The organism is Pseudarthrobacter arbutini (assembly GCF_054510915.1).
This window is the reverse complement of sequence record NZ_JBTNDQ010000004.1, coordinates 44926-66885: the sequence shown is the minus strand read 5'-3', so window position 1 is coordinate 66885 and position 21960 is coordinate 44926. Positions and strand designations below refer to the sequence as shown.

Annotated in this window: 18 protein-coding genes and 1 pseudogene; 16 read left to right on the top strand and 3 right to left on the bottom strand. The window is 67.3% G+C overall.

Features of this window, described 5'->3' with window-relative positions; genetic code table 11:
- Nucleotides 1–32: 32 nt before the first annotated feature.
- A complete protein-coding gene (locus ACX80V_RS05975; protein WP_485842388.1) occupies nucleotides 33–1349 on the bottom strand; it encodes a cell division protein PerM in 1317 nt (438 codons plus the stop codon).
- A 313-nt stretch (nucleotides 1350–1662) separates the two neighbouring features.
- On the opposite strand from ACX80V_RS05975, the gene ACX80V_RS05970 reads away from it, so the two are divergent.
- From ACX80V_RS05970 to ACX80V_RS05910, 13 genes and pseudogenes are all read left to right on the top strand, one after another.
- On the top strand, nucleotides 1663–2121 hold the full coding sequence (locus tag ACX80V_RS05970; protein WP_056347206.1) for a DUF4383 domain-containing protein: 459 nt from the start codon (nucleotides 1663–1665) through the stop codon (nucleotides 2119–2121).
- A 255-nt stretch (nucleotides 2122–2376) separates the two neighbouring features.
- On the top strand, nucleotides 2377–3147 hold the full coding sequence (locus tag ACX80V_RS05965; protein ID WP_485842387.1) for a hypothetical protein: 771 nt from the start codon (nucleotides 2377–2379) through the stop codon (nucleotides 3145–3147).
- A gap of 266 nt (nucleotides 3148–3413) precedes the next feature.
- Nucleotides 3414–3554 (top strand): hypothetical protein, encoded by a 141-nt coding sequence (locus ACX80V_RS05960; RefSeq protein ID WP_485842386.1) that lies wholly within the window; start codon nucleotides 3414–3416, stop codon nucleotides 3552–3554.
- A gap of 6 nt (nucleotides 3555–3560) precedes the next feature.
- Nucleotides 3561–3892 (top strand): annotated as a pseudogene (fdxA, locus tag ACX80V_RS05955) (ferredoxin).
- 66 nt (nucleotides 3893–3958) lie between these two features.
- Nucleotides 3959–4816 carry an HNH endonuclease gene (locus ACX80V_RS05950; protein WP_485842385.1) on the top strand — a complete coding sequence of 286 codons (858 nt, stop codon included), beginning with the start codon at nucleotides 3959–3961 and terminating at the stop codon, nucleotides 4814–4816.
- A 211-nt stretch (nucleotides 4817–5027) separates the two neighbouring features.
- Complete coding sequence (locus ACX80V_RS05945) at nucleotides 5028–6461, top strand: flotillin family protein (protein WP_485842384.1); 1434 nt, start codon at nucleotides 5028–5030, stop codon at nucleotides 6459–6461.
- On the top strand, nucleotides 6454–6702 hold the full coding sequence (locus ACX80V_RS05940) for an NfeD C-terminal domain-containing protein (protein ID WP_141139796.1): 249 nt from the start codon (nucleotides 6454–6456) through the stop codon (nucleotides 6700–6702). The genes ACX80V_RS05945 and ACX80V_RS05940 overlap by 8 nt, the downstream gene beginning before the upstream one ends.
- Before the next feature lie 88 nt (nucleotides 6703–6790).
- Complete coding sequence (locus ACX80V_RS05935) at nucleotides 6791–7996, top strand: glycosyltransferase family 4 protein (protein ID WP_485842383.1); 1206 nt, start codon at nucleotides 6791–6793, stop codon at nucleotides 7994–7996.
- Nucleotides 7993–9405, top strand: coding sequence for a UDP-glucose dehydrogenase family protein (locus ACX80V_RS05930; protein ID WP_485842382.1), 1413 nt, complete (start codon nucleotides 7993–7995; stop codon nucleotides 9403–9405). The genes ACX80V_RS05935 and ACX80V_RS05930 overlap by 4 nt, the downstream gene beginning before the upstream one ends.
- Before the next feature lie 133 nt (nucleotides 9406–9538).
- Complete coding sequence (locus ACX80V_RS05925) at nucleotides 9539–11665, top strand: putative bifunctional diguanylate cyclase/phosphodiesterase (RefSeq protein ID WP_485842381.1); 2127 nt, start codon at nucleotides 9539–9541, stop codon at nucleotides 11663–11665.
- Nucleotides 11666–11717: 52 nt separating this feature from the next.
- Complete coding sequence (locus ACX80V_RS05920) at nucleotides 11718–13043, top strand: rhodanese-like domain-containing protein (RefSeq protein ID WP_485842380.1); 1326 nt, start codon at nucleotides 11718–11720, stop codon at nucleotides 13041–13043.
- A gap of 101 nt (nucleotides 13044–13144) precedes the next feature.
- Nucleotides 13145–16663, top strand: coding sequence for a PAS domain-containing hybrid sensor histidine kinase/response regulator (locus ACX80V_RS05915; protein WP_485842379.1), 3519 nt, complete (start codon nucleotides 13145–13147; stop codon nucleotides 16661–16663).
- The gene (locus tag ACX80V_RS05910; RefSeq protein ID WP_485842378.1) at nucleotides 16660–17568 is read left to right on the top strand and encodes a GGDEF domain-containing protein; all 909 of its coding nucleotides are present in this window, start codon (nucleotides 16660–16662) and stop codon (nucleotides 17566–17568) included. Before ACX80V_RS05915 ends, ACX80V_RS05910 begins: the two co-directional genes overlap by 4 nt.
- 6 nt (nucleotides 17569–17574) lie before the next feature.
- Here the strand turns inward: ACX80V_RS05910 and ACX80V_RS05905 are convergent, their stop codons facing one another.
- On the bottom strand, nucleotides 17575–18087 hold the full coding sequence (locus ACX80V_RS05905) for a hypothetical protein (protein ID WP_485842377.1): 513 nt from the start codon (nucleotides 18085–18087) through the stop codon (nucleotides 17575–17577).
- Nucleotides 18088–18332: 245 nt separating this feature from the next.
- Between ACX80V_RS05905 and ACX80V_RS05900 the strand changes: the two genes are divergently transcribed.
- A complete protein-coding gene (locus ACX80V_RS05900; RefSeq protein ID WP_485842376.1) occupies nucleotides 18333–18884 on the top strand; it encodes a dihydrofolate reductase family protein in 552 nt (183 codons plus the stop codon).
- Between the two features lie 25 nt (nucleotides 18885–18909).
- Here ACX80V_RS05900 and ACX80V_RS05895 read toward each other — a convergent pair whose 3' ends face one another.
- Nucleotides 18910–20322 (bottom strand): aminotransferase-like domain-containing protein, encoded by a 1413-nt coding sequence (locus ACX80V_RS05895; protein WP_485842375.1) that lies wholly within the window; start codon nucleotides 20320–20322, stop codon nucleotides 18910–18912.
- Between ACX80V_RS05895 and ACX80V_RS05890 the strand changes: the two genes are divergently transcribed.
- A complete protein-coding gene (locus ACX80V_RS05890) occupies nucleotides 20321–21292 on the top strand; it encodes a DMT family transporter (protein ID WP_485842374.1) in 972 nt (323 codons plus the stop codon). The genes ACX80V_RS05895 and ACX80V_RS05890 overlap by 2 nt on opposite strands.
- A gap of 4 nt (nucleotides 21293–21296) precedes the next feature.
- Entirely contained in the window at nucleotides 21297–21926 is a 630-nt protein-coding gene (locus ACX80V_RS05885; RefSeq protein WP_485842373.1) for an FMN-binding negative transcriptional regulator, read from the top strand.
- The last annotated feature ends 34 nt before the right edge of the window (nucleotides 21927–21960 follow it).

Sequence of the window (21960 nt, the reverse complement as noted above, 5' to 3'; positions counted from 1 at the left end):
ACTAGAAGCCACGCCAGCAGTCGCCACGAAAGTCAGCGGGCCAGTTCCGCTTCCTCATCCACGTGCTGCTGGCGTTCCAGCCACGGTCCGGCTGCGTAACCGATCACAACGCCGATGCCCACCTCTGCGGCAATCCAGAGTCCCATCCACAAGGGGTCGGGTCCGATGGCGGTGAGCCGGCCCAGCCCGGCGGAGCCGCGGGCCAGCCACGCCAGGCCCGCGGCCAGCAGCCCGGATACAACCCCGACCAGCGAGCCGAGGGCAAGCGTGGACACCGTGGCCGTGAACCAGCGCGCGTCAATCTTGATGGAGAGCCACTCGTCGAAGTGGTTTTCGCCTTCGCGCAGGAACCACCAGCCAGCCAGGGTACCCGCCAGAACGGGCAGCACCAGCGCCACGAACCCGTAGTCCAGCGGACCCGACGGGATAGCGGCGAAGACGGGGATGGACGGCAGCGGCCCGGTGGCGGTGCCCAGCGGCCCCACCTGCGAGCCCACGCCCAGGGCGAAGCCCGAGCCCGAGACCCAAGCCAGCGCAAAAACCACAAGGTTGGGCAGATACCCAAGCTGCGCGATGGTGAGGGCGGCACCCCCTACCGCGCCGGCGTCGAGCGCTTCATAGACAGCAATCACCAGGTTCCAGTGGATAAAAAGGTCCACGGCCAGGAGCACACCGGCGAGCGCCAATGAAGCAGACAGCGCCACAAATCCCGCCTTCGCCGCGGAGCCCAAATAGGAGCCGGCCCAGCGGGAATGCTGGCTCGTGCGCGAGATCCAGTCGACGGCGTCGACGCCGATCAGTCGGCTCCATGAGCCTGCCTCGCGGCGGGCGCCGATCACCATGCCGAGGGCGAACGGGATGAGCGGGATGAGCATTGCCAACCAGATGTTAATGACGACGTCGGCCGTGCGGCACACAAAGCCGGTGGCAGCGCCGAACGCCGAGTAGACCACCCAGGACCCGAGCAGCGCCTGCCACAGTTGGTCCGTATAGGAGGCCCGGGCCAGGCGCCGCCCCGCACGCCAGGCGAGCAAAAACGGGATCAGGGTCAGGCCGAGGGGCACCAGGGTCAGCAGGCCGGAGCCTGGACTGCCGGCCGCACCAGCCTCACCGGACACGACGGCGAGCTGCAGCGGCACCCCGTGAATCAGCAGCCAGCCTTGGCCGGCGAGGCGGGCCAGGGCATCAAAGGCGGCGTTCTGGAAACCCGCGGTGGCCCACACGGCCACAATGGGCACCACCGCCAGGAGCGTGGAGATGATGGCAGCCTGCGCCGTTTCGAGGCCTCCCTGCAACCACAAGGGCATGGGAAGGCCACGGTCTCCGGTCTGATCAGCGCGCAGTTTCATCGTGTCCCATGGTGTCACGGCCGGGCCTCCGGACCGGGCTTCGACAGGCTCATTCCCCCTGCGAGACGTGCCTCACCAGAGTTCGTAGTCCGCGGCCGGCGGGGCCCGTGGCAGGCGAAGAACCGGACGACGACGGCGGGACGGCCGCCGCTGGTGATGGCGCCGTCGTCGGGCGTTCAGACTGTCGGGGCGCCTCATCCGGGTCGCTCATGTCGCTGGGCAGATGTCCCCATCCGGGCCTGATTCGGCGCTTTTTCCGCGGGGCCGCCGTAAAATTGGAATGTCCGCAATCAGTGGTTGGAGGCAGAAAAAAATGACTACCGCATCCCCACATGCACACGTTCATTTTGGGCGCGCAGACGTCCAAAATGCGGGCATGGGAGTAGGTATCCTGTTGTTGGTGGTGGGTGCCCTGGGCTTTATCCCCGGCGTCACCACCCAGTACAGCGAATTGATGTTCCTGGGACCTGATTCCCATGCAATGTTCCTTGGGCTGTTCCAGGTGTCCATGCTGCTCAATATTGTGCAGCTGGCCATCGGCGCAACGGGCTGGGCGATGTCCCGGACCGAACATGGCGCACGGAACTTCCTCATCGGAGCAGGCGCGCTGTACATCATCCTCAGCATTTTCGGGCTCAGTGTCGGCGTTGACTCGGCGGCCAACTTCCTGTCGTTCAACATGGCTGACAACTGGACCCACCTGGTGCTGGGCGTAGCGATGATAGCTGCTGGCTGGCTGTTCTCCAGGAACATGTCCGGCGAGAGGAAATAGCCCGGAAATGACAGGCCGGGATATAGGAGCCGCGAATGAGAAATGATCAATAAGTTCTGAATTTTCGTCCTACTCGCCGGTGCAGTTGCCGCGTTCCGCGACCAGCTGCACCGGCTTCTTGGTGCGCGACGGCGGCGAAAACTAATGCTGGACGGCGGCCGGGGCCGAGCGTACGCTGATGCCCATCGGCGTGGGGGGAATCGGATGGGGGCGATACTGCGGGCTCGTTGCCGCTCCGCGTCCCGGCCTGTCTTGTTGGTCCTCCTGGTCGCGTTGGCGTGGCTCGTCTGGGGAGCCGGAACAGCCACCGCGTCCAGCCCCGTCCCGGATGCCGGAGACCTCCTGAAGCCCGCTTCCGCGGCACTTGCGAAACCGCTTCCTGTTCCGGTGCCTCCCGCCGTGGTGAGCTCAAGCGGAACTGCACTGGCAACCGCAACGTCCCTGGCGGATTCAGCCGCGGCCGCCGCAAACGCGTTGGCTGCCCCCGCGCTGCCAGCGGTCACCGGCACTGTTGATACTGCCACTGTCCTGGTGCCCGGGCTTCCCGATCTGCTGCCCGTTCCTGGCATACGGCCGCTGCCTGGCCTGCCACCGCGTACGACGCCGGCACCCGGCCCGGTGCCAACGGCGGCACCCAGCCTCCCGGCGTCGAGCGCGGTTGCGGAGGGTAGCAATGCGAGCGTTAGCCCGGCATCGGCCGGCCCGGTTAGCCTGGCGGCCACCAACGCCCCGAGGTTCGGCTTCGGCCCGGCCCAGGACCGCTCAGGCTTGGCCTCCACGCCGGAGGCAACGGCAAGCGCTTCCGGCCCCAAAAACGGGCCGCAAAACCCTGCGCTGCGAATTCCCCCGGCCCTGGCCAATGGCGCCGGGACGGCCAATTCCGGGTCAGCCGGAGGGTCCGAGGGGGCGGCTGACCTTGGCGGGTCCTGGCCATTCCTCCCCACAGCCACCAGTGGACCACACCTGTCCGGCGCAGTGACGCTGCCGGCCGGTCCTTCCTTCGATCCAGGGTCCTCACCCGACTGAACAGGTCACCTCTGCCCTTTTCGCGGCAGACCATGACCACCGCGCACCACCGGCGCGCGGACACCACGTTCAGTCAAGGAGAAAACCCGTCATGTCCATCAACAGTGCTGTGATCAACCGCGCCCGCGTCATCTCGACAGTGGGCAACTGGCCCGACCCGATGGGAAAGCTCGGCTAGCACAAGGTGCGGTGGGCGGCTGGACGGCCGCCCACCCGCCCGAACCGCACTCCTGGAGAAAACTTTTCACTTTAATTAAGATGAATCGTTGACCGCTGGCAGGCAGCAATTTGAGCAGAACCAGGCGGTGGTGCGCACCGCCGTCGAACGCCGTGCCGCCCTCCTGCACGGAGAGTCACTGGCCCTGGACTTCTTCACCTCGGGCAAGACCGTCTACACCGGTGTGTAGCGCGCCGTGAGCTACCTGATCGCGCAGCCATGCGTTGATGGAAAGGACAAGGCCTGCATCGAGGAATGCCCGCTGGATTGCATCTACGAAGGCGAACGCTCGCTGTACATCCACCCGTCCCAGTATGTGGACTGCGGCGCGTGCGCGACCCCGTGTGCCCAGTGGAGGCCATCTACTACTCGGACGACGTCCCGGATGAATGGGCCGACTACGTGCGGGCCAACGTGGAGTTCTTCGAGGACCTGGGGTCGCCGCAAGGCGCCGCTGGCCTCGGGAACCTGTGCCGGGACCACCCGGTAGTGGCCGCCGAGCCGGTGACCGAGCCGGTCGGTGGGTGAGCCTGCCGAAACGGCACCCCGCTGACCAAGCGCGAACGGACATTTGGGGCCTGCAACAATGGCCCCATGAGCGACATCATCCTGGGCTGGGACCCGGCCGGCTGGAACCGCTGGAACTACGCGGCTGTTACTGAACAGGTCGCCGTGACAGGGCTGCACCTGGAGCCCTGGAGCGTGGGCCGGAGCGTTGCCCCCGGCACCGGCGTGTGGCTGCTCCTGCTGGGAGCGCACGGCCCCGGCCTGCTCGGCCATGGCGTTGTCCTGTCGGGGCAGCCCGGGCACCCGGATCTGGCGGCCACGTCGTCGGGCCAGCCTGAGTTCACCGTGCAGGTGGCGTTCGATGCGCTCCTGCCGCTGGGCGACCACGTGCCTGCGGCGGTCCTCGACGCAGCGGTGCCCGGCGTCGTGTGGGACAGCGCCGAAACCGAGGGCGTGGCGCTGGAGTCCGGCGACGAAGCCGCGGTCCGGGCGCTCTGGGCCACTCACGGGCCGGCGCAAGGACCAGACCCCACCCAACCTGTGCCCGGCACGTACCCCGAGACCGCCGTCGTGCGCGTCACCGCCAACCGGTACGAGCGTGATGCGGCGGCCCGGCGGGCGTGCATCGCGCACCGCGGCAGCAGCTGCGCGGCCTGCGGGTTCTCCTTCGAACTGGCGTACGGCGAGCTCGGCAAGGACTTCATCGACGTCCACCATATGGTGCCGGCGGCTCAACTCGGCGGCGGCTACCAGCTGGATCCGCTCACGGATCTGGTTCCGCTCTGTGCCAATTGCCATGCCATGGCCCACCACGGAGTGAGCACGCCGCGCACGCACGCCGAGCTGCGGCAAATCATGGCCACCGCCGGATACCTCCGCGGAACCACCGTTGCCCCTGAGGAGATTGAGGCCCAGCGCGTTGCCCGCGAGATCCTCGGCAAATAGGAACCGGTGATCGGGCCCGTCGAGATCCGGCCTGTTGAAACCCCCATGCAACATCCCGCGCTCTGGACTCTTGGGCGGGCGCCAACCAGACTGTCTACAACAGCTGGCCGGCTGGCCGGAATTGGAGACACGCAATACCGGCGAGGCCTGAGCAGCTGTCATTATTGGGGCTTTCCTGGGAGGCCTGTTCCGCACGCGAAAGGACCTCGTCATGCCGGATCTGTCAGCATTCTTCCCGCTTCTTGCCGCGATTATCGGGGCAATACTGGTGGTCGGCTTTGTCTGGGGGGCCATCAAACTGATGTGGAAAGTGGCGGAGCCCAATGAGGCCCTGATCATCTCCGGCCTGACCCGCGGGACCCTGGAAACCCGGGCCGGAATGGACTTCAAGATTGTCACCGGGAAAGGCGCCCTGGTATTTCCGGGCCTGCAGACCGTCCGCACGCTTTCCCTGACGCTAAATGAAACGGAGCTAAAGGTTTCCTGCGTGACTTCGCAGGGCATCCAGGTGATTGTGGAAGGCGTGGTAATTTACAAAATCGGCGACGCCCCGCCGTTTATCGCAAATGCGGCCAGGCGTTTCCTGGGCCAGCAGCCCAAAATGGAAAGCCAGGTCTACAACGTCTTTGAGGGCCATCTGCGGTCCATCATCGGAAGCATGACCGTTGAAGAGATCATCCGCGAACGGGACAAGCTGGGGTCCCAGGTCCGCAGCGCCAGTGGAGTGGAAATGGAGAAGCTGGGGCTGGTGGTGGATTCGCTGCAGATCAAGGACCTGCAGGACCCCACGGGCTACATCCAGAACATCGCCAAGCCCCACATTGCCCAGGTCAAAATGGAGGCCCGGATCGCGGAGGCCACACGGAACCGTGAGGCGGCCGAGAAGGAAGCCGAGGCGGCCGCAATGATCGCGGACGCGCAGAGCATTTCGGCCATCCGGCAGTCGGTGGCGCAGGCGAACGCCGAACGGGCCAAAGCCGAGGCCGCCCAGGCGGGACCGTTGGCCGATGCAACAGCCCGGCAGCACGTCGTCGTGCAGGAAACGGAAGTGGCCAAGCTTGAGGCGGACCGGGAAGAGCAGAAGCTCCAGACCACCATCCGGAAGCCGGCCGATGCCAAGGCATATGCCAAACGCACCGACGCTGAAGGCCAGAAGGCGGCCGACATCAGCGCCGCCGAAGCGCTGGCCCGCCGCACCGAACTCGAAGCCCAGGCCAACGCCCGCCGGACGGAACTGCAGGCCCAGGCGAACGCCACTGCCGCGGCGGCCGCGGCCGGAGCCACGAAGGTCACCGGCGAGGCCGAAGCCGCTGCCACCAGGGCCCGCGGTGACGCCGCGGCCTCCGCCATCAAGGCCAAGGCGCTGGCCGAGGCAGACGGCATCAAGGCGCGGGCCGAAGCACTCGGGACCAACCAGGACGCCGTTATTTCGCAGCAGCTGGCTGAAAACATGCCGGCCATCATCGCCGCAGCGGCCGAGCCTTTCTCCCACGTGGGACAGATGACCGTGCTGAACGGCGGCGAGGGCGTCAACAAGATGCTGGGCGGCATCCTGGCCCAGGTGGGCGACTACCTTCCTGCCTTGTCCTCGGCACTGAAGAACAGCCGGGAAGGCAAGCGCCCCGCGAAAGCCCCCGATGCATAGAAACGTTGACCGGAGCCTTACCGGCAAGATCGGCCGCGTGACCGGGCGGATTGGGCCAGGGACCCTCGGCGAGGTCATGCTGCCCTACCTGGGCGGCACCAACGCGTTCCATGCCCACCCCTTCGACAAGACGAGCGTCTTCGCGGTCGGCGACGAGGTGCTGGTCATCTACTTCGAGCCGCCGCAAACGGTCTATGTGGACGAACTCCCGGACGTGCTGCGGCACGGCCACGACGGCTGACCCCAAGCGCTGATCTGTTAACCCAACCTTTCCCTCTACTCAACCCGCGTGACCCCGCCCCGACAGGAGCCGCACCCACCGTGGAGGGGTGAGGATCGCAATTGTTGCCGAGTCATTCCTGCCGCTGATGAACGGAGTGACCCACTCCATCCTGAGGGTGCTTGAACACCTGGAGGACCAGGGCCACGACGTCCTGGTCATCGCCCCTTCCACCTATGCCGTCTCCGAGTTCGTGGGACCGGCCGAGGTGGTTCACGGCGCGACGGTGCACCGGGTGCCCGCAGTTCCGCTGGCTGGCTACACCAACGTGCGAGTGGCGATGGGCGGTGTGTACCGGGTCAAGCGAATCCTTGCCGACTACGCACCCGACGTTGTCCACCTCGCATCGCCGTTTATCCTCGGGTGGCGGGCAGTGCAGGCCGCGCATCAGTTGGGGATCCCCACCATAGCCATCTACCAGACCGAGGTTCCCAGCTACGCCGCACGGTATGGTGTGCCGTTCCTGGAGAACTGGGCGTGGAACCGGGTGGAGAATATCCACTTGCTGGCCACCCGGACCCTGGTGCCGTCCACCTTCGCGCTGAACCAGTTGCGCGGCCGCGGGATTCCGCGAGTGGGCATGTGGCGGCGCGGTGTGGATACCGCGCGGTTTTCTCCGGAAAAGCGCGACGCCGGGTGGCGGGCAACGGTTGCCCCCGGCGGTGAGCGCATCATCGGCTACGTCGGCCGGCTGGCCATCGAAAAGCAGGTGGAGGACCTCGCCGCGCTCGCCAACGTCCCGAACGCCAAGCTGGTGATTGTGGGCGACGGACCCCAAAAGTCCGCCCTGCAGGAAGCCCTGCCGGACGCCGTGTTCACCGGGTTCCTCGGCGGTGAGGAGCTGGCGAAGGCTGTGGCGTCCTTCGACCTTTTTGTTCATCCCGGCGAGTTCGAGACGTTCTGCCAGACCATCCAGGAGGCCATGGCATCGGGGGTGCCGGTGGTGGCCACGGGCCGCGGCGGGCCCCTGGACCTGGTGGAAAACTCCCGTACAGGCTGGCTGTACCAGCCCGGCGACCTGGCCGGTTTCCGGGCCCGGGTCATGGACCTCATGGGCGACGACGCCAAGCGCCGCGCGTTCGCCAGGACAGCGCACGCCTCGGTCCAGGCGCGGACGTGGCCGGTGCTCAGCGCCGAGCTGGTGCGTCAGTACCAATCAGTAATCGCCGGAGAACCGTTGGCTGAAACCATCGAAACCAAGAGCCGCCGCCCGGTGGTTGAGCCTGCCCAAACCAAAAGTGGAGCGTCCCTGTGAAAATATCGGTGATCGGCTGCGGCTACCTCGGCGCCGTGCACGCTGCCACGCTCGCGTCCATGGGCCACACCGTGGTGGGCATCGACGTGGACGCCGCCAAAGTGGACCAGCTGGGCCGCGGCCAGGCCCCCTTCTTCGAACCCGGCCTGGACGAACTGCTACGCGACGGACGCAGCACCGGCCGCCTCACGTTCTCCACCGACGTCGCCGCTGCCGCCGGCGCCCAGGTCCACTTCCTGTGCGTCGGGACGCCGCAGTCCAAGACGTCCGACCGCGCCGACCTCACCTTCCTTGTTTCCGCCACCGAGGCGCTGCTCCCGCACCTGGCGAGGGGCGCCGTCGTCGTCGGTAAATCAACGGTGCCCGTGGGCACGGTGGACATGCTCCAGGGCGTCCTCGCGGGGCGGCCGGACGTGCAGCTGGGCTGGAACCCGGAGTTCCTGCGGCAGGGCACAGCAGTGAAGGACTCGCTGGTGCCGGACCGGCTGGTTTACGGTGTGGCGGGCGGACGCGCCGCGGCCTTCAACCCCAAGACCGGGGCGCCGCGTGCCGTGACGGCTGCGCTGGATGCCGTTTATGAGCCGCTGCTGAACGCCGGCATTCCGCGCCTGGTGTGCAACTTCGCCACGGCTGAACTGATCAAGTCGGCCGCGAACGCGTACCTGGCCACCAAGGTCAGCTTCATCAACGCCATCTCCGAATTGTGCGACGCGTCCGGCGCGGACGTGGCCGAACTCAGCGAGGCCATGGGCATGGACCCGAGGATCGGGAACCGCTACATGCATGCCGGGCTGGGCTTCGGCGGCGGGTGCCTGCCCAAGGACATCCGCAGCCTCCGCAGCCAGGCCGCCGCGCTGGGCGTGGATCCGGTGAACGACTGGATGGGCGTGGTGGACGCCATCAACGTCCGCCAGCGGACCCGGACAGTGTCCCTGGCCGCGGAACTGTGCGGCGGCGGGCTCTCCGGACGCGCCATCACCATCCTCGGAGCCTCCTTCAAACCCGAGACCGATGACATCCGCGACTCCCCCGCCCTGGACGTCGCGGCCCGGCTGGCAGCGGCCGGCGCACACGTGACGGTGACTGATCCGAAAGCCGTGAACCACGCATGGCTGCGGTATCCGCAGCTGCGGTTCGAAGCCTCGGCAACGCGGGCCTTGGAGGGTGCGGAGCTGGTGCTTCTCCTTACTGAGTGGGACGAGTACCTGCGCCTGAGCCCTGCCGCTGCGGGCGCTTTGGTGCGGCGGCGGGTGATCCTGGACGCCAGGAACGTTCTCGATGCTGCTGCCTGGCAGGCGGACGGCTGGGTGGTCCGCGGGCTGGGCACCAACGCCGGCGCCGCTGTCAGCGTCGTTGCCGGGGCCGGGCAAGTTTCCGGGGCCGGGCTGACGGGAATGCGTAACTCTTAGCCCGTTTCCACCGCCGCGGACCAGCAGAAGCGCGAATTCCTGGGCCTCCATTTCCAAGGGCCTCTCAAAAGTCACGCGTTTTCGTACCGCGATCACAACCTGCACTTTATGATGTGCGTGGGGGTGGTAGCGCATGGGGCGTTCCAAGCGGCAGGACAAGGATCTGGGCGCGTCGAAGTTCGGCATGCTTCTTGATGCCAGCCCGGATGCGCTTCTGGCGGTCAACGCGGACGGCACCATCAAAATGGCCAATACGGCGGCCAGCAGGCTGTTCGGCTACACACTCGCTGAGCTGATCGGCAGCGACCACTGGCTGCTCCTGTCGGAGGGGTTCCGGAACGAAACGCGGCTGCTTCAGGAGCACCTGCAGGCGCAGCCCGATGAACCGCTGCCGCCGCGGGAAGTCTACGGACTGCACCGGGACGGCACAGAGTTCGCAGCCGAGGTGGCAGGCTCACTGCTGGACGACGGCGGCTCGCAGGTTTTGCTTGTCTCCGTCCGGAGCACGGAACACCGCAAGGGAGCTGACGCTGACCTCCGCGAGGCCATGTCGCTTCTGACTGCCACCCTCGAATCCACCGCCGACGGCATCCTGGTCATCAGCTCCGACGGCAGCGTGGCCGGGTTCAATGACCAGTTCCTGACAATGTGGGGCATTCCGCCTGAACTGGTGGACGGCGACAGTGAAGACCCCATCATGCGCCTCATCGTCTCCCAGGTCGCGAATCCGGAGGCCTTCATGGCCAGGATCGCCGAGGTTGCGGACAGCCCCGGGGCCGAGAGCCACGACGTGCTGGACTTCAAGGATGGCAGGACGTTTGAAAGGTATTCGCGGCCGCAGCGCGTGGGCGAGAGGATAGCGGGCCGCGTGTGGAGCTTCCGGGATGTCACTCCGCGCAGGCAGGCGCAGGAGCTGGCCGAGCAGGCCGTGACTGACCTGGCCGCGCAGGCCGAACAGCTGCGAGCACTTGCGTTCCAGGATCCGCTGACCGGACTGGCCAACCGGGCGGTCTTCAAAGACGCACTGGTGGCAGCCCTCCGCGAGCCGCGGTTCAAGACCGTGGATGTCCTGCTGCTCGACCTGGACGATTTCAAGGAGGTCAACGACATCCTGGGCCACCAGGCCGGCGACGACATGCTGGTGGAAGTGGCGCGCAGGCTCAAAGGCTGTGTCCCCAACGCGGATGTGGTGGCCAGGCTGGGAGGCGACGAGTTTGTGGTTCTGCTTACCGCCTGCCCGGACGCCGAAGCAATCGCGGCCTGCATTGTGCGCTGCCTGCACGTCCCGGTGTGGATTGACGGCACCATGCTCCGGCCCAGCCTGAGCCTGGGGCTTGCCTCCATCGGAAATGCCGTCATCGGCGCGTCAGACTTGCTCCGCCAAGCGGACATCGCCATGTATGCGGCCAAGACAGCGGGGAAGAACCGGTTCCTGCGGTTCCATCCGGAGATGAGGACTGCCCTGGTGCAGCGCACGGAGATGGAGGCCGGCCTGCAGCTCGCCATTCCGCTGGGGGAAATCTCCGTGGACTACCAGCCCCTTGTCTCCCCACGGATGGGCCAGGTAGTCCAGTTCGAGGCGCTTGCGCGGTGGGACCGCGATGGCGAGCGCATCCAGCCGTCGGTCTTCATTCCCGTGGCTGAGCGCAGCGGCCTGATCAGCGAGATCGGTACCGCTGTCATGACTTTAGGGCTCGCCGAGCTCGCGCCGTGGCTGAACGAAGACCCGTCCCGGTCGCTGGCGGTGAACGTTTCCGGAGTCCAGCTGCAGGAACGTGACTTTGCCGGCAACGTCCTCCGTCTCGCCGAGGCCAGCGGGGTGGGGGCGTACCAGCTGGTCCTGGAGGTCACCGAGAGTGTATTTTTCGACGCCGACTGCAGTCTGATCAAGCAGCTGGCCAGCCTGCGTGAGGCCGGAGTCCGTGTGGCGCTGGATGACTTCGGCACCGGTTACTCATCGCTGGGCCGGCTGCAGGACCTGCCGGTGGACGCGGTGAAGATCGACAAAACCTTTGTGTCTATGGTGCGCACCGGAACCGAACGCCTCCCCATCCTCAGTTCCATGATCAACATGGCGCACAGCCTGGGCCTGACGGTCACCGCCGAGGGCATCGAAACGGCGGTTCAGGCGGAATTCCTGACAGCGCTGGACTGCGATTTGCTGCAGGGGTACTTTTTCTCCCACCCCAAGCCTGGCGCCCGGCTGAAGCGGACCCTGAAAAAGGCAGACCGCGCCATCCAGGCATTGAAGGATAGGTAAGGGCGCCTGCGCTGACTAAGCCAGCGGCAGGAACGCGAGGACAATGGGTTCCATGGACGTCGTTGTCATCGAAACGCGGCCGCTCGGGGACCGCAGCTACTTGGTCCACGACGGCGAGGTAGCGCTGGTCATCGATCCGCAGCGGGACACGGACCGGGTGGAAGCCGCGGCCGCGGAAGCCGACGTCCGGATCACCCACGTTGCCGAAACCCACCTGCACAACGACTACCTCACCGGCGGGCTCATCCTCGCCCGCGCGCACGGTGCCGAGTATTTCGTCAGCGCAAACGACGACGTCGGCTTCGAACACACGCCAATGGCCGACGGCGGCACGGTCCAGGTGGGCCGGCTCACCGTGAAGGCCGTTGCCACGCCCGGCCACACGCACCACCATCTCAGCTATGTGGTCAGCGACGGCGAGCAGCAGGCCGTGTTCTCGGGCGGCAGCCTGCTCTACGGGTCGGTGGGCCGGACTGATCTGGTCAGTGACGAGGACACCGAAGACCTCACCCGCGCCCAGTACTCCTCGGTCCGCCGCCTGGCCGCCGAGGCCAAGCCGGCGGCAGCCCTGTACCCCACGCACGGGTTCGGCTCGTTCTGTTCGTCCGGGCCGGCGTCGAGTGTCCGATCGTCCACCGTCGCCGAACAGCAGCAAACCAACCATGCGTTCACGGACGCCGATGAGGACCACTTTGTGCGGGAGCTCATCAACAACCTGACCGCCTACCCGTCCTACTACGCGCACATGGCGCCGGCAAACCGGCAGGGCCCGGGGCCGGCGGACCTCACCGTGCCGGAATCCGTGGATCCGGTGGAACTCAGCCGCCGGCTCGCAGACGGCGAATGGGTGGTGGACCTGCGCCACCGGGTGGCCTTCGCCAGCAGTCACCTGCAGGGCTCGGTGAGTTTCGAGTATGGCCGCGGCTCCAGCTTCACCGCCTACCTGGGCTGGGTCCTGCCGTGGAACCAAAAAATGACGCTGGTGGGATCAGAAGAGGACATCGAAAAGGCCATCCGGGACCTGTCCCGCATCGGCATCGACTCCCCAGACGCCGCCCTCGGAACGGACCCGTCGGCACTCGCGCCGGGCACCGCCGTCGTGCATTATCCGCGTGTGGACTGGGCCGAAATGCTGCACGGGCGGAGCGCCGGGGACGTGGTGCTCGATGTCCGCCGGACGGATGAGTACGACGCCGGCCACCTCGCCAGGGCGGTGAACATCCCGCTGCATGAGCTGCTGGGGCGGATGGTCGAAATTCCGGCGGGAACGGTGTGGGTGCACTGCGCCACCGGATACCGCTCCGGGGTGGCGGCCAGCCTGCTGCAGCGCGCGGGCCGGCAAGTAGTACATGTGGACGCGAAGTACGGTCCTTCTTGAGATGTGAGGGATATCATAAGGTTGCGTCTCCGCCCAGGTCTCGGGCGGGCCCGGGTCTCAAGCTTTTCGGGTGACGGGCGCACCGATGGGGAGGGATCCGCGTGTCTCAGACAGGTCTCCTGGAGAAACGTCCCGCCATCAGCAGGAGCACGGCCAGGCTGGGTTGGCTGATCGCGCTTGGTGCTGTGGTGTTGGGCGTTCTTGGAGTGTATTTTGCCGCCAACAGCGGCACGCCCACGGCCCTGGTGGCGGGTGACTTCGCCATCCTCCTGTCCGCCGCGCTGGCCGGCCGCAGCTGCGCCCATGTCGCGCGCCGCGGCGGGGTGAACGCCCGGGCCTGGACCCTCATGTCGGTGGCCGCCTATGTCTGGGCGGCGGGCCAGGCCGTCTGGACGTACTACGGCCTCGCCAACAACCACGTGTACCCGTTCCCCTCCCTGGCCGATGCCCTGTTCCTCGCGTATTCGGTGCCAGCCGGCGTCGCGCTTTTCAGCTTCAAGCGACCCGGTGGCACCACCCGCGTGGGGCTTGCCCGGACGGTGCTGGACGCCGCGGTGATCGCCGGCTCAGTCCTGGTGGTCAGCTGGTATACGGCGCTGGGCCCGGCCTTCAGCGCGGACGGCGACCTCCTGACCCGGCTCACGTCCATGGGCTACCCCGTGGTGGACGTGGTCATCACGTCCCTGGTGCTGGTTCTGGGGATGCGCCGGCAGCCCGGCGAGCGGCTGCCGTGGCTGTGTTTCGGCGGCGGCCTGCTGGTGCTCACCATCACGGACAGCACCTATGTGAGGCTGACGTTCGACGGCGTCACGGGCGTCACGGGATCGCCCCTCGCCCTGGGCTGGATCGGCGCCTTCCTCCTGATTGCGTTGGCACCGCTGCTCCCCTACGCGGAGAATCCTCGGCCGGACCGCAAGGCGTTTGCGCTGGCCCTTGAGCTGCTGCCGTACGTGCCGATCCTGGTCGCTTTGATGGTGCTCGCGGCCCCGCATGTACATGAGATGAGCACTTTCCTCTTGGTGGTGGCAAGAGCCACCGTTGCCCTCATCCTGGTCCGCCAGGTGCTGATCATCATCGAGAACCTCACCCTGACCACAGGGCTGGAGCAGGAAGTGGTGGCCAGGACGGCTGAGCTGGAGGGCCTGGGCGCGATCGTAAACTCCTCCACCAACGCCATCCTGAGCACCACGCCCGACGGCATCATCACCAGCTGGAACCCGGGAGCGCAGCACCAGTACGGCTACACGGCCGCGGAAGCGATCGGCCGGGACGCGCGTTTCCTCCTGCCGCCGGGCAGCACGGACGGCGACGACGAGGTTTTCGAGCAGCTCCGCGACGGCGGCGAGGCCATGAGCTTCGAAACCGAGCACCTGCGCAAAGACGGCGCCATCATCCCCGTGTCCTTGACCATTTCCCCCATCCGTGAAGGAGCCACAGTCCGCGGGGTCGCCGTCATCGCCAGGGACATCACGCTGCGCCGGGCCGCCGAACTGGAGCTGAAGGCGGCCAGGGAAGCGGCGCTGGAATCCAGCCGACTCAAGTCCGAGTTCCTGGCCACCATGAGCCACGAGATCCGGACCCCCATGAACGGAGTGGTGGGGCTGACCGCACTGCTGCTGGAGACGCCGCTTGATCAGACGCAGAAGCAGTACGCCCAGGGCGTCAAGGGCGCCGGCGAGGCGCTGTTGTCCCTCATCAACGACATCCTGGACTTCTCTAAGCTGGAAGCCGGCAAGGTTGACCTGGATGTGCGGGCGTTCGATCCCCGCGTCCTTGTGGAGGAAGTGGCGGGCCTGCTGACCGAGCCCGCGCAGGCCAAGAACCTTGAGCTGATCGCCTACTGCGAGCCGGGCGTTCCGGCCAGGCTGCACGGTGATTCCGGCCGGATCCGCCAGGTCCTGCTGAACCTGGCCTCCAACGCCGTCAAGTTCACAGCGGCCGGGGAGGTATCCATCCGGGTGACGACGGAGACGCCGGACGCGAAACCCGGCGCCACCGCCATGGTCTCCTTCGAGGTCCGCGATACGGGCATCGGCATCGACCCTTCGCACCACGCGCGCCTGTTCGAATCCTTCTCCCAGGCGGACGCTTCCACCACCCGGCGCTACGGCGGCACCGGCCTGGGCCTGGCCATTTGCAGCCGGCTCACTGAGGCCATGGACGGCGAGATCGGGCTGGACAGCGCTCTGGGCGAGGGCAGCACGTTCTGGTTCCGCATCCCCGTGCCCGTTGCCCCGCCGTCCACGGATCCCGTGCCGGCCGCCCGTTTCCTCACCGGACTGCGCGTCCTGGTGGTGGACGACAACGCCACCAACCGCCTGGTGCTGGAATCCCAGCTGCGCGGCTGGAAGCTGCAGCCGGAGGCGGTGCCGGATGCCCGCGCCGCGCTGGCCCGCGCCCACGAAGCCGCAGCAGCCGGAGTACCCTTCCATCTGGCCGTGCTGGACCTCTGCATGCCTGATACCGATGGCCTGGAGCTGGCCCGCGAACTCAAGGCCGACGCCGCATTGGCGGACATCGAGCTGATCATGCTCACGTCCACCATGCAGGTCAACGCCGCCGAGATCGCCGACGCCGGAGTCCGCGAATGGCTCATGAAACCGGTCCGCAGCTCCGAGTTCTACAACCGCCTGATCCGGCTGATGTCCACGAGTGAACACCATGCCCCGGCGGCTCTTGGGTCCGGCCGGCCTTCCGACGCTGAGCCGTCGGCTGAGTCGTCCGGTTCGTCCCCCGGGTCCTCCCCGGAGTCATCCACTGATTCGTCCGATGCGTCGTCCCTCCGGGGCGCATCACGGGGCCGCATCCTGGTAGTGGAGGACAACGACGTGAACCAGTTGGTGGCCCGCGCCACGGTGATCAAGTTCGGCTACGCGGTGGACGTGGTTGCCGACGGCGCCGAGGCCGTGGCCGCCACCGCCAGCACGCGGTACGCCGCCGTCCTGATGGACTGCCACATGCCGGTAATGGACGGGTTCGAGGCCACGCGCGTCATCCGCCGGCGCGACGACGGGGCCAGCCATCTCCCGATCATCGCCATGACCGCCGGCGCCCTGGACGGGGACCGGGAACGCTGCCTCGCCGCCGGCATGGACGATTACCTCTCCAAACCGGTGGACGCCGCCGAGCTTGAAGCCGCCCTGGCCCGCTGGGTCCCCGAGCAGGCGCCGCAGATTTCTTCGCCGCAGGAGCTGGAGGCACCCCAGTTGGACGAGGCTCCCCAGCAGGAGGCTCCACAGCTGCTGGCCGTCACCGGTGGACGTCCGCCGGCGCTGGATGCGGACCGGCTGGCCATGCTGCGCGACCTCGGCCCCGAGGACGGCCTAGGCCTGCTGCCCGCAACGACGGAGGCGTTCCGGAAGGACGTTCCCGCGCGGCTCGCGGCACTGCGCGAAGCGGTGACCAACGGCGGCGGGCCGGCCCTGGCGCAGGCCGCGCACGCCCTGAAGGGTGCGGCGGCCAACATCGGAGCTACCGCCGTCGCAAGTCTGAGCGGCGAGCTGGAGGACATGGGACGCAGCGGAAAGCTCGACGGCGGCCGGCAGCTGGTCAGCCGGCTGGAAGCTGAACTTGTGCGCGTGGACTTTGAACTCGATCTAGCGCTGGAGGTGGCACAGTGAAAGTCCTGGTGGCAGATGACGATCCGGGCTCGCTCCTGGTGGCCCGCGCCGCCGTCGAACGCTCCGGGCATGACTGCCTGGCGGCGGCGGACGGTGACGAGGCGTGGGCCCTCTACCTGGAACACCAGCCCGATGTGGTGGTCACGGACTGGATGATGCCAGGGATGGATGGGCTGGCGCTGTGCCGGGCCATCCGGGCGCGCGAGGCGGACCTGTACACGTACATCGTGCTGCTGACGTCGCAGGGGTCCCGGGACGATGTGCTCGCCGGGCTCGCAGCCGGGGCGGACGACTACGTCACCAAGCCGCTGGACCCGTTTGTCCTGCATGCGCGGCTGCTGGTGGCGCTGCGGGTGACCACGCTTCACGCGGACCTGGCGCATTACCGGAAGGTGCTCTCGCTGCAGGCGCGGACCGATCCGCTCACCGGCCTGCACAACCGGCTCAAACTCTCCGAGGACCTTGAGCAGCTGCATGCGCGCAGCCAGCGGTACACGGAGGGGTATTGCGTGGCGATGTGCGATGTGGACAACTTTAAGAGCTACAACGACATCTACGGGCACCAGGCGGGCGATCTCGCGCTGCGTGCCGTGGCGGGGGCGCTGGTGAGTGCGGCGCGGAAGAGCGACGGCGTGTACCGGTACGGCGGCGAGGAATTCCTGCTGGTCCTGCCGAACCAGTCGCAGCTGAGCGCAAAGGCATTTATGGAGCGGGCGCTGGATACCGTGCGCGGGCTGGAGATTGTCCACTCCGGGGATCCGCTGGGGCAGCTGACGCTGAGCGCCGGGATTTCCGCGTTCACGGCCGAGCACCGGGCCGACGCCGACACTCTCCTGGGCGAAGCCGACGCCGCCCTCTACGCCGCGAAGGCGGCCGGCCGGAACCGGGTGGAGCTGGCGCTGTAGTAGCGGCTACGCGGCTTTTTTGCGCTGCTTCGGCTGGGCTGGCTGCTTCGTCTGCGCCTGCTGCTTCTTGCCGGGCTGCTGCTGCACCGGATGGCGCTTCACGGGCTGCTGCTGGGTTACCGGGCGGTGCTGTGCAGGCTGTTTCGGGGCGGACTGCCTTGGGGCTTCAGGCTCGGCGGGCTGTGCCGTTTCATCCTGCACCGTTTCGTTGTGCACCGTTTCGTTCTGCGCGGCCTCGTACTCGGCGGTCCCGTCCCGTTCCAGCTCAACCAACGCGTACATGCGGTTGCGGCGCCAGCGGCGGACCAGGTCCACACCGGCAAGGATGCCTGCCAGCGGCGTCAGGACAGCTGCGGCATAGACGAACAGCATCCACGTCAAGGTAGCCATGGGCGGCTGGTTGTTGTTCAACAGGGAGAGCCCGCCGAACATGGCGATGATCCAGAAAAGCAACACCGCCGTCAGCACCGCGGCCGCGGGGAAGTACTGGTTGCGTACGATCTTCTTCAGGGTTTCCATGCATTTTCCTCCTGCCTGGCCGGGGTGCGGTGAGAGGCCGCATGAACACCAGTATGCGGCTGCAGGCCCGCGGATTCGCGCAACACGCAGGCGGTGGTGACGAACCTAACTGCGGCCCGGTCGAGAGCGGTGATCGAGCCCGTCGAGATCCAGGTTTCGCCCGGCTCAACCACCGGCGGGGGCTTCCCTGATGAGGGCACAGTCAATAGCGTGGATGCCAACTGCCCCTGACCTTGGAGGACCTCATGCGCAAAGTCACGTCCGGCCTGTTCCACTCCGTTGATGGCGTGGTCTCGGACCCGTTTCTCTGGCAATTTGACAGCTTCGACGAGGACCTGGGCAAGGGCATGACGGACATGATGGAGCGAGTGGACACGGTGGTGCTGGGCCGGGTCAGCTACCAGGAGTGGGCCGGTTACTGGCCTAACGCGTCCGTGGATGACGACTTTGCCGGCTTCATTAACCCGGTGGAGAAGTTTGTGGCCTCCCGGACGCTGACGGAACCGCTCGAGTGGCAGAACTCCCATCTGATCGAGGGACCGCTGGAGGACTTCGTGTCCGGCCTGAAAGCGCGCGACGGCGGCGAAATTGCCGTAACCGGCAGCATTTCCGTTGTGCGCCAGCTGCTGTTCGCCGGCCTGCTGGACGAGCTGACCCTCATGACCCACCCGGTGGTGGCCGGCAGCGGCAGGCGTCTGTTCGAGGACGGCGACCCCGTCACGCGCCTCAGCCTGAAGGACCAGTACAAGACCAGCAAAGGCAACGTGATCAGCACCTACGCACTGCTGGGCGCATAGCTTCCGCCTACTGGCCGGCTGACCCCTAGCCCCCGTTCCGTTCCAGTGCCTGGCCAATGATCCGGGCGCCTTCCGGGAAGGCGCCCGGATTCGTCCCGGAGTAGTTGAGTCGGATAAACGGACCTGCCGGCTCGGCCGGGAACCACTCGTTGCCGCCGGCGATGATCACCCCGGCGGTTTCGCAGCCGCGGGTCAGCCGTTCGAGGTCGGTCCCGTCCGGCAGGCGCGCCCAGAGGTTCAGGCCACCCTTGGGTACCTGCTCGATGTGCGCCTGCGGGGCGTGCCGGCGCAGGCTTGTGACCAGCAGGTCGCGGCGGGACTCGAGCTGGTGGCGGAGGCTGCGAAGGTGCGTTTGCCACCCGGGCTGCGTAACGACGTCGAGCGCTGCCGCCTGGAGAAAGCCACTGACATACATCGACTCGGCCGCCCGGTCCGCCAGGATGCGTTCACGTGCCGGGCCGCGGGCTATGACCGCGGCGACGCGGATCGACGGCGACACGCTCTTGGTCAGCGAGCGCAGGTAGACAACGTGGCCGGAGTCGTCGCGGGAGGCGACGGGCACGGGATTGGAGGTGATACCGAAGTCGTGCGCCCAGTCGTCCTCCACAAGGAACGCACCCTTCGCGCGCACCACGTCCAGGACCTGTTCACGCCGTTCGGCAGACCACTGGGCGCCCGTGGGGTTCGCGTAGTTGGGCTGGGCATAGAACAGCCGCGCGCCGGACTCCTCAAAAGCGCGTGCCAGCTCCGCCGCGTCCGGTCCGTCCGGTCCGGTGGGCACCGGGACAACGCGCACGCCCGCCTGCGCTGCGGCCAGGATGGCGCCCCAATAGGACGGCGATTCCATCAGCAGCGGCTGTCCGCGGCCCACCAGCGCAGTGAAGATGGAGCTGAGTCCGCTCTGGCTTCCAGGAAGTACGACGACGTCGCTCGGGTTCGGCGGCGTGATCCCCGCCGGGGTCGACGCACCGAGTTCGTGGGCGAACCACGACTGCAGTTCCGGCAGCCCGGCTGCGGGCGGACGGGACAAGGCTGCATCACCACGGGCCGCACGGGTGAGGGCGGCACGTACCAGCCGCTCGGGCAGGAGTTCGCGGTCCGGGTAGCCGGAGTGGAAGGAGATGGCATCGTTCGCCACACTTCGCATGGTGCTGGAGGCCGGGGGCAGCAGCGCCAGCGGGGAACGGAGGGCCGCCGTCTGCCAGCCGTAGTCCGACGGCCGGGCAGTCCGGACGGCCCGCACGAAGGTCCCGACGCCGGGCCGGGTCTCGATCATGCCGTGCGCCGTGAGGGTCTGCAGGGCCTTCTGCACCGTGACCGGGCTAGCCTGGTACTCGGCCACCAGCGAGCGGGTGGACGGCAGCTTCGCCCCGGGCGCGGCCTCGGCGATCCATTTTTTCAGGTGCGCCACGATCCGGGAACTGCTATCGTTGTTCATGAGAGACAACAGTAGCGCTACTAGGCTTATTCGGCCAGTGGTACCGTCCCGTCAGCCCTCTGGACTCTGGTTGGGCCTCGTCGGAGTAGCGGCATTCTCGTTCACTGTTCCGTTCACCAAAATCGCCGTCGCAGGCCTGTCCCCGCTGTTCATCGGCTCCGGCCGCGCAGTGGTGGCCGCCGTACTGGCCGCCTTCGCCCTCGCACTGACACGGCAACGACTCCCCCGCGGCGTGCAATGGGCGCGCCTCGCAGTGGTGGCCGCCGGCGTCGTCGTCGGGTTTCCCCTGCTCACGTCGTTCGCGCTCACCAGCACGCCGGCCAGCCACAGCGCCGTGGTGATCGCCCTGCTCCCGGCCGCGACGGCGACGGCCGCAGTCCTCCGCGGGCGTGAGCGTCCGCCACTGGCGTTCTGGCTGATCACCGGGGCGGGAGCCCTTGCGGCCATCGTCTTCGCTTCGATGCAGTCCGGCGGGTTCGGACAGCTGCATGGGGCTGACCTGCTGCTCCTCGGCGCCGTGGCGGCGGCGGCCATCGGCTACTCGGAGGGCGGACTGCTGGCCCGCGAGCTCGGCGCCTGGCAGACCGTGTCCTGGGCGCTGGTGCTCGCCTCGCCGCTGATGGTGTTCCTCGCGGCAGTCTCCGTCGCCCAGCAGCCGCCGTCCGCCAGCCCTGTCCAGTGGCTCGCTTTTGCCTACCTCGGTGTGGTGAGCATGTTCCTGGGCTTCTTCGCCTGGTACCGCGGCCTGGCCATCGGCCCCATCGCCCAGGTCAGCCAGATCCAGCTCATCCAGCCGGTGCTGAGCATCTGCTGGGCGGGCCTCCTGCTCGGCGAAACCCTGACGTGGGCCACCATCATCGGCGGCGTTGCCGTTATCCTCTGCGCCGGCGCCGCCGTCCGGGTCAGGCCAACCCCCGCTCAACCAGCCATCCTCCACGCCACAAGAACCCTCCAGCCAGCAAAGGATTAGACCCATGTACACCCCAGCCCATTTCGCAGCCAGCCCCGACTCCATCAGCCACCTCCTCACCCGGCCGGCCGCAGCCAACCTGGTCACCAAGACCTCGCAGGGCCTGCTCGCCACCCTGCTGCCCTTCGTCTACGACCCCTCCATCGGCGAACACGGTGCACTGCTGGCACACGTGGCCCGGAACAACACCCAGTGGTCCGAGCCAGCGATCGGAGAATCACTCATGATCATCCAGGGGGCGGACGCCTACGTCTCGCCCTCCTGGTACGCGTCCAAGGCCGAGCACGGGCGCGTTGTACCCACCTGGAACTACTCCACGGCGCACGTATATGGCCGCCTCGTGGTCCACGACGACCCGGCCTGGGTTGCCGGCCAGGTCAGGCGGCTCACCGGCGTCCACGAGGCGGGCTTTGACCACCCGTGGAGCGTGGACGATGCGCCGGAGCGTTACATCTCTGGCCAGCTTCGCGGCATCGTGGGCATCGAACTGCTGATCACCAGGATCGAGGCGAAGACCAAACTCAGCCAGAACCGGCCCGACGCCGATATCGACGGCGTGGTCGCTGGCCTCAGCGCGGGGGGTGAGTCGGACAGCGCCGCTGACGTCGTGCGGGCACGGCCGGAACGTTCGTAGGCGACTACGGCACGGACTTTGACCCCGGGGGCCG

Bases quoted from the DNA above. Each gene is read 5' to 3' on its own strand.
- ACX80V_RS05975 (WP_485842388.1), bottom strand. From the start codon at position 1,349: ATGAAACTGCGCGCTGATCAGACCGGAGACCGTGGCCTTCCCATGCCC.
- ACX80V_RS05970 (WP_056347206.1), top strand. From the start codon at position 1,663: ATGACTACCGCATCCCCACATGCACACGTTCATTTTGGGCGCGCAGAC.
- ACX80V_RS05950 (WP_485842385.1), top strand. From the start codon at position 3,959: ATGAGCGACATCATCCTGGGCTGGGACCCGGCCGGCTGGAACCGCTGG.
- ACX80V_RS05945 (WP_485842384.1), top strand. From the start codon at position 5,028: ATGCCGGATCTGTCAGCATTCTTCCCGCTTCTTGCCGCGATTATCGGG.
- ACX80V_RS05940 (WP_141139796.1), top strand. From the start codon at position 6,454: ATGCATAGAAACGTTGACCGGAGCCTTACCGGCAAGATCGGCCGCGTG.
- ACX80V_RS05925 (WP_485842381.1), top strand. From the start codon at position 9,539: ATGGGGCGTTCCAAGCGGCAGGACAAGGATCTGGGCGCGTCGAAGTTC.
- ACX80V_RS05920 (WP_485842380.1), top strand. From the start codon at position 11,718: ATGGACGTCGTTGTCATCGAAACGCGGCCGCTCGGGGACCGCAGCTAC.
- ACX80V_RS05905 (WP_485842377.1), bottom strand. From the start codon at position 18,087: ATGGAAACCCTGAAGAAGATCGTACGCAACCAGTACTTCCCCGCGGCC.
- ACX80V_RS05900 (WP_485842376.1), top strand. From the start codon at position 18,333: ATGCGCAAAGTCACGTCCGGCCTGTTCCACTCCGTTGATGGCGTGGTC.
- ACX80V_RS05890 (WP_485842374.1), top strand. From the start codon at position 20,321: ATGAGAGACAACAGTAGCGCTACTAGGCTTATTCGGCCAGTGGTACCG.
- ACX80V_RS05895 (WP_485842375.1), bottom strand. From the start codon at position 20,322: ATGAACAACGATAGCAGTTCCCGGATCGTGGCGCACCTGAAAAAATGG.
- ACX80V_RS05885 (WP_485842373.1), top strand. From the start codon at position 21,297: ATGTACACCCCAGCCCATTTCGCAGCCAGCCCCGACTCCATCAGCCAC.